Origin of the sequence: uncultured Chitinophaga sp. (genome assembly GCF_902168175.1) — a bacterium.
Classification (GTDB): Bacteria; Bacteroidota; Bacteroidia; order Chitinophagales; family Chitinophagaceae; genus Chitinophaga.
Window position 1 is genome coordinate 165,073 of sequence record NZ_CABHOU010000021.1, and the last position, 14,239, is coordinate 179,311.

The window sequence follows — 14,239 nt, forward strand, 5'->3', positions numbered from 1 at the left end:
TGACGGTACTTTTAATTGTACTGATAAAAGGGATGTTGACAGTGAGCTCGGGCTTCTCGGATTTTTATTTTCACAGGTGGTATACTCCTCTCAGCACATTCCTCAGGCGCGCACTGGGCCTAATTCCCTTTAGCATAGGCGATGTAATTTATATAACATGGGTGATAGCATCCATTATTTTTTTCTCAAAACTAATATATACTGCCATAAAAAGAAAGTGGAAACTGCTGCTATTTCAATTTCTTAAGGGAATTAATGCACTGTTAACCATTTACTTCGTATTCCTTTTGTTCTGGGGTGTTAACTATCAGCGTAAAACGCTGGCCGATGACATTGAGCTGAATGTGCCAGAAAAATACGTCCGGGCTGACCTCTATTTGCTGAGCGATACGCTGCTAAAGCTGGTAAACCGCGACTGTGATGCAGTACGCCACATGCCCGCCCTCTCTGACAAACAACTTTTCCATATGGCCACAGCAGGTTATGCAAGGGCAAAAGAGCAATGGCCCGCCTTACTTTATAAAAACCAATCGGTGAAGGCTACGTTATTTGGCAGGTGGATGAATTATATCGGCGTAACGGGTTATCTCAACCCTTTTACGAACGAGGCCCAGGTGAATACCACGGTGCCGGCCTTTGTACAGCCCTTTACCACTTGTCATGAAATTGCTCACCAGCTAGGATATGCGCCTGAAGAAGACGCAAATTTCGTTGGCTACCTTGTAGCTTCGGGTGCCAATGATGTACGTTTCCGGTATGCAGCTAACTTTGAGATGTTTTTATACAGCATCCGGCACCTGGCCAGACGAGATCCCTCTCTTACCCGGCTGATCTGGCAAAAAGCAAATCCACTTGTGCGGGAAGACTATTACAGGTTGATGGAATTCTATGACCAGTTCCAGGGACCAATCGACGATTACTCGGCCGCGGTGTACGACCAGTACCTGAAAGCCAACCACCAGGAAAAGGGTATTCGCAGTTACAGCGAAGTAGTTGGCTGGCTCATCGCCTACTTCAGGAAAAATTAGTTCAACAGCAACACGTTAACGCTACGCTGCAGGATATCAAACGCTATTTCGGCCATCAGGTTCTCGCGGTCGAGTGTAGGATTTACCTCTGTTATCTCGAAACAGCAAATTTTACGATGCTGCATGAATTTGGAGATGAGGTCCTGCGCTTCTCTCTCACGCAGCCCATTGCTCACCGGCGTACCCGTTCCCCTGGAAATAGACGCATCAAGACTGTCTACGTCAAAAGAGACATAAATCTGTTCACAATCGCTGAGGTAGCGGAACACGGAGCGGGCTATCGCTTCCGGGCCCTTGCGGCGTACCTCGTTGGTGGAAATCACCTTCATCCCGTACTTCTTAATAAGATGTTCCTCTTCCTTTTCATAATCGCGAAGGGAGATGAATACTATGTCTTCGGGCAACACCTTGGGAGCGATTTTTCCTATATTTTTTAGCTGATTCCACAACTTCGTCGTGTTCTCATCCAGCTCGTGCACCTTACAATCTAAATTATCCTCCGCAATAGCAGTAGCGATGGGCATCCCATGCATATTACCGGAAGGTGTGGTATAAGGCGTATGAAGGTCCGCATGTGCATCGATCCATATCACCCCTAACTTCGCCTTGGGTTTGGCTAATTTAAGACCGGCAATGGTAGCACCGGCAGTACTATGATCACCCGAAAGCACCACCGGAAACCAGTTGGCTTTAACGGTTTCGTACACACTTTTGCTTACCCGCTCGTACATGTTGATAGTACCCTTTATGCGTTTAGCAAAAGGAGATTCGATGGGTTCAAATAACAGTTTATTTTCCGTTTCAATTTCCTCGGATGGGAAATGCACGAAGAAGTTGCTCATGAAATCGAGCGCCGCAATCTTGATCGCATCCACCCCAAGGCTTGCCCCACGGGTACCAGCGCCGATTTCCGACTTCACTTCTATTATCTTAATATTCTTCATAATATATTGGCAATCTACACCAATTAGCTGAAACTATATGTACAGTGGCACATTATGGATTTGCTAATTAACGGTTATCCAGGATAGCCCTGCTAATGACTATACGCTGTACTTCAGAAGTACCTTCGTATATCTGTGTAATCTTCGCATCGCGCATTAAGCGTTCAACATGATATTCCTTTACATAGCCGTAACCACCATGTACCTGCACCGCTTCTGTGGTTACCCACATGGCAGTTTCAGAGGCGAAAACTTTGGCCATAGAACTGGCCAGCGTATAATCGAGATGGTTGTCTTTCTGGAAAGCGGCTTTAAGGCATAACAAACGGGAACATTCGATTTTGGTGGCCATATCGGCCAGTTTGAACTGAATGGCCTGGTGCTGACAAATTTCCTTTCCGAAGGCTTTACGTTCTTTGGAGTATTTGAGTGCCAGTTCGTAAGCACCGCTCGCAATACCAAGCGCCTGCGAAGCAATGCCAATACGGCCGCCACCTAATGTTTTCATCGCAAATTTAAACCCGAAACCATCTTCTCCAATACGGTTAGCCTTTGGCACCTTAACATCCTGGAACATCACACTATGCGTGTCGCTGCCGCGGATACCCAGTTTATTTTCCTTTGCACCGATAGATATACCGGGCGAGTTTTTTTCTACGATAAAGGCGTTGATACCTTTGCTGCCTTTTTCCGGATGCGTTTGTGCAATAACCAGGTAAGTGCTGGCAGAATTGCCGTTGGTAATCCAGTTTTTGGTGCCATTAAGAATGTAATGATCGCCATCTTCGATAGCAGTGGTGCGTTGCGAGGTGGCATCAGAACCAGCTTCGGGCTCGCTGAGCAGGAAGGCGCCAATTACTTCGCCTTTTGCCAGGGGCACCAGGTATTTTTGTTTCTGTTCTTCGTTACCGAAAGTTTCGAGTCCCCAGCAAACCAGGGAATTGTTTACACTCATTACCACAGAGGCAGAAGCATCTATCTTCGAGATCTCCTCCATGGCCAGAACGTAAGAAACGGTATCCATACCGGAACCACCGTACTTCGGATCGACCATCATCCCTAAAAAACCAAGCTCACCGAGTTTTTTAATCTGTTCGGCCGGAAACTGCTGCTTTTCATCACGTTCTATCACTCCGGGTAAAAGCTCACTTACAGCGAAGTCACGCGCTGCTTTTTGAATCATCAGGTGTTCTTCAGTTAATTGAAAATTCATACCGTAAAATGTTTTATAACGGGGATTGTGGTGTTTACAAACCTATTTATAAAAAGGCATGTAAAAAAATGCTATGCGTAAAATTCAATGTTATCCATCATTCCTCTAAAATTATTGAATGAATCCATAGCCCTTCGCCTCAAATACCGCAATTCCTTTATTTTTGCGGTATTATGGCAGTTAACTTATCCGCATATCAACACATCACCGGCGAACTTTCCTCCTTTGGCGCAAGCCTTGTAGCCGTTTCCAAAATCAAACCTGCATCCGATATTATGCAATTGTATAATGCCGGACAACGTATTTTCGGGGAGAACTATGTGCAGGAGCTGTTGGAGAAACAAGGGGTATTGCCGGGCGATATACAATGGCATTTCATTGGCCACCTGCAATCGAACAAGGTGAAGTACATCGCGCCGTTTGTGAGTATGATACATGGTATCGACAGCGGTAAGCTGCTTTTGGAGATCAGTAAACAGGGAATTAAAAACCAACGAAGGATCGACTGCCTGTTGCAGATCCATATTGCGGAAGAGGAGACCAAATTCGGACTGAACGAAGATGAGTTGAATGAACTGCTCGCCACCTTAGCCCAATCGCCGGACAAGTTTGCCGGCGTACGCATTTGCGGCTTTATGGGCATGGCCACCAATACGGATAACGAAGCGCAGATATCCAAAGAATTTCATCAGCTTAAACAATTATTTGAACGTATAAAAGCGGCACATTTCGCCAACGAAGACTCGTTTAAAGAATTGTCTATTGGCATGAGCGGCGACTATAAACTGGCACTGGAATCCGGTGCTACCCTGGTAAGAATTGGCAGCATGCTGTTTGGTGCGCGCAACTACAACAAGTGACGCTACTCCTCTATCAGCGGCAGCTTTACATAAAACGTGGTACCCAGGCCAACTTCGGTTTCAAACCATATTTCCCCCCTGGCCTGTTCCACTATATTTTTACACATAGCCAGTCCCAAACCGGTGCCTGAAGATTTTGTGGTGAAGTTGGGCACGAATATTTTAGGCTGCACTTCTTCCGGAATACCATGGCCGTTATCACGCACACTTACTGTTACGTAGCCCGATTTGGAAGGCGTGAGGCCGATAGTAATGCGACCGTCCTGCTTACCTTCTGGCATAGCTTGTATCGCGTTTTGCAACAGGTTGGTGAACAAACGGTTCATTTGGGTTTTATCGGCAAAAATCTGGTACTGCATTTCAGGTTGCTCATAAATTATTTCACAACCTGGCTGACCCTGGTAAAGACCTGTAAGAGAATACAACAACTCGTTAAGCAACATCTCTTCACTATTCGACTGCCCTATGTGAGCGAATGCGGAGAAGTCTGACGCGATGTTAGATAAGTGTTCGATTTGTTCCACCAAGGTATTGGCCACGTTTTGCGACAGCACTTTCACATTGGGCGAATCGTTGGCGATGGCACGTTGCAGGTACTGAATACTCAGCTTCATCGGCGTTAAAGGGTTCTTGATCTCATGCGCCACCTGCCGCGCCATTTCTCTCCAGGCCCCTTCCCTCTCGCTCTTAGCCAGTTTGGCGGCGCTTACTTCCAGTTTGCGCACCATCTTGTTATATTCCCTCACCAAAACGCCTATCTCATCATCTTTCTCCCATTCAATTTCATCATTATGCTGCCCAAGGTTTACGCTACGAAGTTTATTGGTAACGAGAGAAAACGAGCGGGTGATGGTATTGGTAATAAACAGCGCCAGCAACCCGGCAATTAGCAGGATGAGGGCATTAAAGTTGATAAGCACCACCAGGAAGTTGGATATCTGGTTATTCAATTCTGTTTCGGTAGCGAAAGAAGGTACGTTAAGATAAGCCAGTACATTGGCCCCATCGCGGATAGGAATGTATCCGGACAGGTATGACATCTTCCCTATCTTCTCATTTTGAATAAACTGAATTTTATTAAGCCTTGTAAGCTGGAAATAGGCCATAGGATCGACCTTCGGCGCGATCAGGCCCTTTTCGATTAACAGTGGCTGCGTAGTGAGACGCAGGTTGCCGTCGCGGTCGTAGAGGTTAAGGTCCACATCATGATTCTCGGCCAGCTTGTTTACAGAGCGATACAATGAGTCGTAGATCATCTCCATCTCATCAAACTCCAACCTATGCTGAAACACAGCCTGCAGGTCGTGGGCAACAGCATTTATTTTCTTACTAAGCCTTTCTGCATTTTCCGTTTGGTAACGGTTGATAAAGAACAGGATGGTTGTTACACCCAATACAATAAAGGCAAACACCACCACGAAAATAATGGTGCCCTGTACTTTTTTCCTGATGTTGATGTTCAGTAATGCCTTTAACTGACTGCGCCTCATGCGGGCCTTTATCAGCAAATCGAATACCGCGTAGATGGCAATAATGATCAGGAACAGGCAGAACATATAAGCGAACAGCGTCACGAACTCTACAAAACTACGGTCCTTTTTTACAATGATTACCAGCTTCTCCGGTGTCGGGCGATAATAGAACCTGGAATAACCATCTTCGTCCTTGTACATCATATTATCCACCAACATTGGAATGTCAGTACCATACAGCTTTACAGGGAAAGGGTAATCGTTATTGTTATTTACCAGTACATTTTTATCGTATACGGCGTAAGAATAGATAGAACTAATATCGTTTTCACCCGTTTTAATACCCTCTACCAGCAAACTTGGAAAAGGTCTTTCCGGTTGGGCCACCAGCGGGGTGAGTACAAAACGTATATAACCAAACAAGATAGAGTCCTCTCGTATTTCCCGCGTTCCGATGTAACTATAATCGTTAAAACTGCGCTCTTCGTAATACAGGTTTTTATCGGCAATCAGCGGCTTCTCCGTACGGCTTTTAAAACTGTCAAACTCATCGATCGTTTCAGCATTATCATTAAAAAGCGGTGTGCCATTCTGGTCAAATGTATACAGATCAATACGGTAATTATTATAGGAGCCGGTAAAGTATTTCTGATCGAGTTGCTGCCTGAGATCATCTTTGGCGGCACGGGTCCGGAACCTGAAAAACGCCTGCACCATCGCATCTTTCGACAACTTCTCATTCACGTCTTTCAGGTACGACTCCAGCGCAACATCCTTACGTTTCGACAGCTTTTCGGCTACTTTTACACGGTTGCCCCGCTCCTTCTGGTTGTTATGATATACCAGTACGGCAGACGTTGTAACGGTCATTACCAGCATCCAGAAAAGGAAAGGCACCGACGATGGCGTATCTTCAAAACGGAGCGCCAGCAGGTCGAGCAGGATGACGTAGGCGAGCAGCCAGGTCATAAACGCCACGTCGTACACACGCTCGTTATTGTAAATATTAACGGCGAGCCATATCAGCCCAACAATAGCCAGGAACAAGTACTTACTGCGATAATTAAAATCGGTTAGCTGGTTTAGCAGGTAGTTAACAATCTGGGAAAAGAACAGGAAACTAATGGCGATAAAGCCCAATACTATCGAGCCCACTACGCTATATTCATCCAGGCCGAATACGTTAGTTACATCAAAGGAGATTTGCGAGTCGGCTACCAGTGATTGTATGAGATCAGAATAGAACTGGCCTACAATGAACATCAGCAAACCGGAGAGGATAATAATGAGCCAGAGTTGCCAGGGTTCTTTTACAGCGGGTGGTTTGATAGTCCTTACATGCTCCCTGAAAAACAGGATGAGCCAGAAAGTGAGCATTACGTTGAGCAACAGGTCGCCCAGGGAACGAAATACGTCATCGCGCGCGTAGATCGTTGCATCAAAAAGCTGCAGGGTACGCAGATCTATTGGAAAAGGGTAGATATAAGTGAAGATACGGGCGCAAACCACAACCACCAGCAGAAACGTAAATCCCCACAACGGGCTTACTTTACGGGCCAGCAACGTCGCAAACTGGTTGATGAAAATGAGCATACATATACACCCGATACACCACAACGCTATACTGATCCAACTGGGTGGGTAACCAGTGCCGCCAATATCGTGATAGAGATAAAAAAGAATACGGTTCGTATCGTAACTCAGCACAGGCTTGCCCGGACCGCTTGTATGTATGGAATATTCGTCACTAATGGCGGGCTTTTTGAAGAAACTGTTTACCAGGTAATCGTTTTCTATCTGGTATTCCATTTTAACAGGAATAAGTCCTACCAGGAACTGTTCCGGCGCCACCTCTTTACAGGTCATTACATAATCGCCGTTATTCAGCTTTACGAAACTACTGCCGGGGCGCGGATTGTTGGGTAGGTCCTGTGGCTTAACAGTGTTAGTACTCCAGAAGGTTTCCCACGATTCGCCGCCGCGGTTATCGAAGGCGAAGAAGTACAGGTTTTTGTGGTATAGGCGCTGCAGATCCTGTTCGGAGTAACTGCGGTTCAGGAGTTTGGGTATCAGCGCCGTATCAGCAGCAATGCGGTCGAACGCGCGCTGCCTGCTATGGATACTGCTTTGTAAAGTTTGCCGAACACCTTCTTCAGAAGAATAGTAAGACCAGAAATTATTGAAGAGAAAGGAAAAAGTGAACAGCCATGCGGCAATGATCAGTAAATAACCATTACGCAGGAAGAAAAACCGTATCTCTTTAAAGTCGAACCTGGCCAAAGTTTATAATTGTCCTTTTTCCGTTTTTTTAATATCGTTCCATAAACCATCCATCTGCTCCAGCGACATGTCGTGGAGGCTAAGTCCACGTTCTTCCGCCAGCTGCTCCATTTGCTGGAACCGACGGATAAACTTCCTGTTGGTACGCTCCAGCGCATTTTCGGCATCTATCTTTAAAAAGCGCGAGTAGTTCACGAGCGAGAACATTACATCCCCAAACTCCTCCTCTATTTCGTCCTGATTGCCTGTTACCATTGCCTCTTTCAATTCTTCCATCTCTTCCCGCACCTTATCCAGTACCTGACCAGTGTTATCCCACTCAAAACCCACCTGTTTGGCTTTCTCCTGCAGGCGCATCGCTTTAACAAGGGCCGGTAACGAACCGGGAACGCCGCTTAGCACAGATTTTTTGCCCTCTTTCAGTTTCAGTTTTTCCCAGTTCTGCTTTACCTGTTCCTCGTTTTCCACTTTTACATCGCCATAAATATGCGGGTGGCGGGAAATAAGTTTTTCGCAAATACCGTTAATAACATCATCGATGGTAAACTGATTTTGCTCTGCCCCTATCTTTGCATAAAAAACAATGTGCAGCAGCAGGTCGCCAAGTTCTTCACGAATCGACTTCCAATCCGATCCGGTAATGGCGTCGGTGAGTTCGTAAAGTTCCTCGATGGTTTGCTGCCGGAGGCTATGAATCGTTTGTTTACGGTCCCAGGGGCATTTTTCCCGGAGGTCGTTCATAATTTCCAGCAGGCTGGCAAAAGAGTGTTTATTTTCCATGCACACGATATTAGGAATAGGCGGCAAAATACAAAGTATTTGCCGGGCAAATTTTGTTTCCTGGCGAAAAGATAGGAAATCCTTTGATAATGCGCGTTTTATAGCAAATTCCGGGCCTTGCCGATATGTAAAAAACTGTTAATTTCTTTTTCTTGGCAGATAAGCCAATTTAATTAGCTTTGCGGCCCGGAGGAAATGCTTTAAACCATCTTCCTTCTACCCAAAAATTGAATAACTTATTGATATTATTATGAACGCGACACACATCGACCTGATTTCCTCAGAACTGGGAATTGCGAAGAAGCAGGCGGAGAACACCATGAACCTGCTGGCCGAAGGCTCTACCGTGCCCTTCATCAGCCGTTATCGTAAAGAGGTGACCGGCAGCCTGGACGAGGTACAGATTGCAAAGATCGAAGACCTTCAGAAGCGTTATAAGGAAGTAGACGAACGACGCGCTTTTATCATTAAGACCATCACCGAGCAGGATAAAATGACGCCGGAACTGCTGGAGAAGATTGAGCAAACCTGGGTGCTGCATGAGCTGGAAGACATTTATCTCCCCTACAAACCGAAACGTAAAACCCGCGCAATGGCGGCTATCGAAAAAGGTTTGGAACCACTGGCCAATCTTATTATGGACCAGCAGGAAACCGGAGCGCTGGATGAGATTATCAAAACCTACCTGAACGAGCAGGTACTTACCGGCGAAGATGCGCTTAAGGGCGCCCGCGACATCATCGCAGAACGCATGAACGAAAATGCAGAACTGCGTGATAAAATGCGTAAACTCTTTAACAATACCTCCAAATTCGCGGCTAAAGTGATTGAAGGTAAAGAAGAAGAGGGCGTGAAATACAAAGACTACTTCGATTTCAATGAAGATATCACCTCTATCCCCTCGCACCGTGTACTGGCTATCCTGCGCGGCGAGGCCGAAGGTTTCCTGTACGGTACCATTTCACCGGTAGAGGAAGATGCGCTGGACATTATCAATGACCAGTTCATCCAAAAAAGAAATACACCATCCGGCGAGCAGATGGCGAAAGCCGGCACCGATGCTTACAAACGCCTGTTACGTCCATCACTCGAAAACGAGTTCCGCGCCCAGGCCAAAGAGCGTGCAGATGCCGAAGCTATCGATGTATTTGCCGACAACCTCCGCCAGTTGCTGCTCGCAGCGCCTCTCGGCCCTAAAGCTGTTATCGCCATCGATCCCGGATATCGTACCGGTTGTAAAGTGGTAGCACTGGATGATCAGGGCAACATGCTGGACAACGATGTGATTTATCCGCTTGAAAAGAATTATAAACGCGACGATGCAGAACACCTTTTGCAGAAATGGGTGGCGAAATACGATACGGCCGCTATTGCCGTAGGTAATGGTACCGCAGGCCGCGAAACCGAAGAATTTGTGAAGAAGATCGACTTCGGTAAAAAGGTGATCGTATTTATGGTGAACGAAAGCGGTGCTTCTGTGTACTCAGCTTCCGAAGTAGCCCGCGAAGAATTCCCCGACCACGACGTAACCGTGCGCGGCTCCGTATCTATCGGCCGCAGGCTTATCGATCCGCTGGCAGAACTGGTGAAGATCGATCCGAAAGCGATAGGCGTAGGTCAGTACCAGCACGACGTAAACCAGAGTCAGTTGAAACAGAGCCTCGACCGCGTGGTGATCAGCTGCGTGAACAATGTGGGCGTAAACCTTAACACCGCTTCCAAACATCTGCTGGCATACGTTTCCGGCCTCGGCCCTTCCCTGGCAGAAAACATTGTGAAATACCGTAAAGAGAACGGCGCTTTCAAGAACCGTAAGGAACTGAAGAAAGTAACCCGTTTAGGCGATAAAGCTTTTGAACAGTGCGCAGGCTTCCTCCGTATTGAAAATGGCGATAACCCGCTGGATAACTCTGCAGTACACCCCGAACGTTATGTAGTGGTTGAGGCAATGGCCACCAAACAAAACTGTACCGTTCAAGACCTGATAGCGAACGAAGAACTTCGCAGGAAGATCAACCCGAAAGAATACATCAACGAAGAAGTAGGCCTGCTTACTATCGAGGATATCATGAAAGAACTGGATAAACCCAGCCGCGACCCTCGTGATGAGATATCTATCTTTGAATATGCAGAAGGTATTAAATCGATGGAAGACGTGAAACCGGGGATGCAACTGCCAGGCGTAGTGACCAACATCACAGCCTTTGGTGCTTTCGTAGACATCGGTGTTAAACAAGACGGACTGGTGCATATTTCACACCTTTCGAACAAATTCGTGAGCAACCCGAGCGAAGCAGTAAAACTGAACCAAAAAGTAATGGTAACAGTACTGGAAGTAGATATAGCCCGTAAACGTATTTCTCTTTCCATGAAAGACAGCGAGCCTGCACAATCAGGTGGCGGCGGTCAGCGCAGGGAGAATAATAACCGTGGCGGAGGAAACAATAACAACAAACAGCCGAAGAAAGAGGCGCCGTTGAACGACTTCCAGGCCAAACTGCTGGCCTTAAAGAAAAAGTTCGATTAGGCAGATAAAAAACGCCGGAGCTTAGCGTTCCGGCGTTTTTATTTTATTCAGAAAATTTATTCTTCCATTCCAACAGCTTCGCGGGCCAGGCGGTATCGCCCTTCTCACTAAACATCCTCACTTGTTTTTTTACCGCTATTCCTGCATACACCTCATCTTTTTTCAAGTCTACCACCAGGGCCGATTCTTCAATGGTACAGTCGTGCGGACGACAGCCTTCGGTAAATAAAACTGCATTTTCAATATCGATCGGCGGTGTTACCTGGTGCCGGTCGAGGAACGCTTTCGCATCTTTCCCTAAAAGCCGCTTAAACCGGTCTTTTAAAGGCGGTTGATCAAACAGACTCACATCATGCGCGTACTTGCCGTTAAAGGTCTCAAAAGCACCCCAGGATTGCGCTGGCATTGCAACTACGTTAGTATCTGTTGCCTGAATCATTGTATCGGTACTAACCATTGTTACAGAATCAGGGCGTCGCCGCGCGGTTTCCTTTTTAGACTTGTTTGTACAGGAGATGCATATACTACCCTGCAACAACACCGCCATCAACATAAATTTCTTCATGGGAATAGTATTTCGGGGGAAATGAAATTACTCCATTTTGTATTCAAAAATCGGGTCAATATGCGAACCTGGTTCCATGTGGAATACCGGGTTGATTAGCCCGTCTTTTAATCCGTACACCCATCCGTGCAGGTGCGGGCGTTTATCTTTATGCCAGGCTTCCTGGATCGTTGTTGTTTTGGCGAGGTTCATGACCTGTTCAATTACATTCAGTTCTACCAGGCGATCAGTGCGGCCTTCTTCCGTAGGAATTGCGTCTATTTCATCGCGGTGGAAGCGGTACACATCTTTAATATGTTTAAGCCAGCGGTTAATGATGCCGTAATTGTGGTTCGTAAGCGCGGCTTTCACCCCACCGCAGCCATAGTGGCCTACTACCAGCACATGTTCGACTTGAAGGATGTTTACTGCGTACTCCATAACCGTAATCAGGTTCAGGTCGGTGTGTACTACCATATTCGCCACATTACGGTGTACGAAAATTTCGCCGGGCTCCGTATTTGTAATTTCATTTGCGGGTACGCGACTGTCGGAACAACCTATCCAGAGGAATTTAGGCGCCTGCTGTTCCGAAAGGCGTTTAAAGTAATCGGGGTCCAGCGTTACTTTTTCATGGGCCCATTTTTTGTTATTCTCGAGCAATTCATCAAAAGGGTGCATGGGAAAGTTTTTAGTTTGATAAATCGGTTCTACCGGCCTTTAAACACCGGTGTTCTCTTCTCTGTAAAAGCCTGCATGCCTTCTTTCTGATCTTCCGAAGCAAATAACATGTAAAAGTTCTTTCGTTCAAAGTGCAGGCCTTCCTCGAGAGAAGTATCGAAAGATTTCAACACAGCCTCCTTGGCCATTTTGACCGCGAGAGGACTTAATGTGGCGATTTCCGATGCCAGCTTAATAGCTTCCTGCAAATATAATTCAACCGGTACTACTTTGTTGATTAATCCCGCTTTATGTGCTTCATTCGCAGTAATGAACCTTCCGGTGAGTACCATTTCCATGGCCAGGGCTTTGCCCACCGCCCTTGTAAGCCGCTGTGTACCGCCAGCGCCGGGCATTACGCCGATTTTAATTTCAGGCTGGCCAAACCGTGCTGTTTCGCTGGCTACAATCATATCGCATAACATGGTAAGCTCACAGCCACCACCCAACGCAAATCCGCTAACCGCAGCTATAATAGGTTTCTTTATTTTTTTGATCGTGTCCCAGGTGCTGAATTGGTCTGTAATTAACATATCGATAGCCGATTTGTTCGACATTTCTTTAATGTCGGCCCCGGCCGCGAATGCCTTTTCGTTTCCGCTGAGTACGATCACTCGTACTTCGTCATCGGCATCCAATGCCTTCAGTGCATCACGTAATTCTCCCATCAGCTGGAGATTGAGCGCATTTAATTCCTTTGGCCTGTTAAGGCTGATGTGCGCAACGTGGGGCGCAACGTTTTGGTGTACAATTATCAGTTCGGGGCGCATGTTTCAATTTTAAAGTAATGCTAAGATACTGAGTACATACAAAACAATAATCAACAGTATGCTAAATGAGTAGGTCACGAATATTAGAAATGCCTTCAGGATCGTTTTGCCCGTGGATTGGCCGTACACCTTTTTAAGCGCCAGTACAAAGTAAAGGATAGAGATGATCCAAGCAAAGAACGAGAACCAGTTCGTGTGAAACAGATGGTCGAACAGGAAAGCGAGAATTCCCAATAGGAACAGGAACGTATGGAGGTGAATTGTAAAAATGGCATGATCGGCAAAAAACCACTTTTTACCACGATACATCCAGCTCATGAACAATGCGAATAAAGGCAGCAAAATGAACATCAGTTTGGGAATATTATGCTGGAGTTTATCCAGCATAACACGCGGTGCGTTGCTGCCATACTTACCATTCATGTACAGCGTTGAGCGAGCGAAGAACCTTCCGGCAGTACCGTCTCTTTTGGACAGTGGTTTTGTGGCCTGCAGGGAGTCGTACCGCCTCACCGCCTCTTTAGGGTTACCGATCGTACCTCTAAGTATACCGGTAAAAGTAGTGTCTACAGAAAAACTGGTAACGGAACTACCACCCTTCAGCGAAACTGTAGAATCCTTTGCCCGCTCGTCGATCGTCACCAAAGATTGTTCGTAAGCCACCCGTACAGTGTCTTCGCCAGGCAAACGCATCTCATAAGGGTCGTAGTGCGGGCCAATATAAGCCAGCACCAGGAAAAACACGAACGATGTGAATATGTACATCCTGATCGGGTTTACAAAACTCTGCCTTTTCCCGGCCATATATAGTTTTGTAAGCAGCCCCGGCTTCAGCATCAGATCGCGGATAGTGATCCAGGCTTTAGAGTCATAATGGGTAACATCCTGAAAGAAATGGCTCACCAGGTGACCAAAAGTTTCGTGCGGTTCGGTATTTTCCTGACCGCAATGGGTACAATAGCGTTCCCGCACTTCCTGGCCGCAATTGAGGCATGTTTTATCTTTTCTCAGGTGATGAACACTCATAAACTCGGTAGATTCTGGGCTGAATTATTGAAAATCGGTTAAAGATATTTTAAAATTTCGGTAATTGCAGGCGCT

Annotated in this window: 11 protein-coding genes; 3 read left to right on the forward strand and 8 right to left on the reverse strand. The window is 46.4% G+C overall.

Translation table 11 applies throughout. The features are described from left to right. Nucleotides 1–32 precede the first annotated feature (32 nt). Nucleotides 33–1,028 (forward strand): DUF3810 domain-containing protein, encoded by a 996-nt coding sequence (locus QZT80_RS02820; protein WP_295117479.1) that lies wholly within the window; start codon nucleotides 33–35, stop codon nucleotides 1,026–1,028. On the opposite strand, the gene QZT80_RS02825 is transcribed toward QZT80_RS02820, so the two are convergent. Together QZT80_RS02825 and QZT80_RS02830 are read right to left on the reverse strand one after the other, a co-directional pair. Beyond that, nucleotides 1,025–1,972 carry an arginase gene (locus tag QZT80_RS02825; protein WP_295117364.1) on the reverse strand — a complete coding sequence of 316 codons (948 nt, stop codon included), beginning with the start codon at nucleotides 1,970–1,972 and terminating at the stop codon, nucleotides 1,025–1,027. The genes QZT80_RS02820 and QZT80_RS02825 overlap by 4 nt on opposite strands. A 67-nt stretch (nucleotides 1,973–2,039) precedes the next feature. Further along, a complete protein-coding gene (locus QZT80_RS02830) occupies nucleotides 2,040–3,185 on the reverse strand; it encodes an acyl-CoA dehydrogenase (RefSeq protein ID WP_295117365.1) in 1,146 nt (381 codons plus the stop codon). A 173-nt stretch (nucleotides 3,186–3,358) separates the two neighbouring features. Between QZT80_RS02830 and QZT80_RS02835 the strand changes: the two genes are divergently transcribed. Next, complete coding sequence (locus QZT80_RS02835) at nucleotides 3,359–4,045, forward strand: YggS family pyridoxal phosphate-dependent enzyme (RefSeq protein ID WP_295117367.1); 687 nt, start codon at nucleotides 3,359–3,361, stop codon at nucleotides 4,043–4,045. A gap of 2 nt (nucleotides 4,046–4,047) precedes the next feature. Here the strand turns inward: QZT80_RS02835 and QZT80_RS02840 are convergent, their stop codons facing one another. Beyond that, nucleotides 4,048–7,797, reverse strand: a complete 3,750-nt coding sequence (locus QZT80_RS02840) for a HAMP domain-containing sensor histidine kinase (protein ID WP_295117368.1) — start codon at nucleotides 7,795–7,797, stop codon at nucleotides 4,048–4,050. Nucleotides 7,798–7,800: 3 nt separating this feature from the next. After that, on the reverse strand, nucleotides 7,801–8,577 hold the full coding sequence (gene mazG, locus QZT80_RS02845) for a nucleoside triphosphate pyrophosphohydrolase (protein WP_295117370.1): 777 nt from the start codon (nucleotides 8,575–8,577) through the stop codon (nucleotides 7,801–7,803). Nucleotides 8,578–8,827: 250 nt separating this feature from the next. On the opposite strand from mazG, the gene QZT80_RS02850 reads away from it, so the two are divergent. Then, complete coding sequence (locus QZT80_RS02850) at nucleotides 8,828–11,104, forward strand: Tex family protein (RefSeq protein ID WP_295117372.1); 2,277 nt, start codon at nucleotides 8,828–8,830, stop codon at nucleotides 11,102–11,104. Between the two features lie 43 nt (nucleotides 11,105–11,147). Here the strand turns inward: QZT80_RS02850 and QZT80_RS02855 are convergent, their stop codons facing one another. The 4 genes from QZT80_RS02855 to QZT80_RS02870 are packed head-to-tail and all read right to left on the reverse strand — an operon-like array spanning nucleotide 11,148 to nucleotide 14,164. Beyond that, nucleotides 11,148–11,669 (reverse strand): hypothetical protein, encoded by a 522-nt coding sequence (locus tag QZT80_RS02855; protein ID WP_295117374.1) that lies wholly within the window; start codon nucleotides 11,667–11,669, stop codon nucleotides 11,148–11,150. A 27-nt stretch (nucleotides 11,670–11,696) separates the two neighbouring features. Beyond that, entirely contained in the window at nucleotides 11,697–12,329 is a 633-nt protein-coding gene (gene can / locus QZT80_RS02860; protein ID WP_295117376.1) for a carbonate dehydratase, read from the reverse strand. Between the two features lie 29 nt (nucleotides 12,330–12,358). Further along, complete coding sequence (locus QZT80_RS02865) at nucleotides 12,359–13,138, reverse strand: enoyl-CoA hydratase-related protein (protein ID WP_295117378.1); 780 nt, start codon at nucleotides 13,136–13,138, stop codon at nucleotides 12,359–12,361. A 9-nt stretch (nucleotides 13,139–13,147) separates the two neighbouring features. Next, the gene (locus QZT80_RS02870) at nucleotides 13,148–14,164 is read right to left on the reverse strand and encodes a DUF3667 domain-containing protein (RefSeq protein ID WP_295117380.1); all 1,017 of its coding nucleotides are present in this window, start codon (nucleotides 14,162–14,164) and stop codon (nucleotides 13,148–13,150) included. Between the last annotated feature and the right edge of the window lie 75 nt (nucleotides 14,165–14,239).

Bases quoted from the DNA above. Each gene is read 5' to 3' on its own strand.
- QZT80_RS02870 (WP_295117380.1), bottom strand. From the start codon at position 14,164: ATGAGTGTTCATCACCTGAGAAAAGATAAAACATGCCTCAATTGCGGC.
- QZT80_RS02855 (WP_295117374.1), bottom strand. From the start codon at position 11,669: ATGAAGAAATTTATGTTGATGGCGGTGTTGTTGCAGGGTAGTATATGC.
- mazG (WP_295117370.1), bottom strand. From the start codon at position 8,577: ATGGAAAATAAACACTCTTTTGCCAGCCTGCTGGAAATTATGAACGAC.
- can (WP_295117376.1), bottom strand. From the start codon at position 12,329: ATGCACCCTTTTGATGAATTGCTCGAGAATAACAAAAAATGGGCCCAT.
- QZT80_RS02865 (WP_295117378.1), bottom strand. From the start codon at position 13,138: ATGCGCCCCGAACTGATAATTGTACACCAAAACGTTGCGCCCCACGTT.
- QZT80_RS02830 (WP_295117365.1), bottom strand. From the start codon at position 3,185: ATGAATTTTCAATTAACTGAAGAACACCTGATGATTCAAAAAGCAGCG.
- QZT80_RS02835 (WP_295117367.1), top strand. From the start codon at position 3,359: ATGGCAGTTAACTTATCCGCATATCAACACATCACCGGCGAACTTTCC.
- QZT80_RS02820 (WP_295117479.1), top strand. From the start codon at position 33: ATGTTGACAGTGAGCTCGGGCTTCTCGGATTTTTATTTTCACAGGTGG.
- QZT80_RS02825 (WP_295117364.1), bottom strand. From the start codon at position 1,972: ATGAAGAATATTAAGATAATAGAAGTGAAGTCGGAAATCGGCGCTGGT.
- QZT80_RS02850 (WP_295117372.1), top strand. From the start codon at position 8,828: ATGAACGCGACACACATCGACCTGATTTCCTCAGAACTGGGAATTGCG.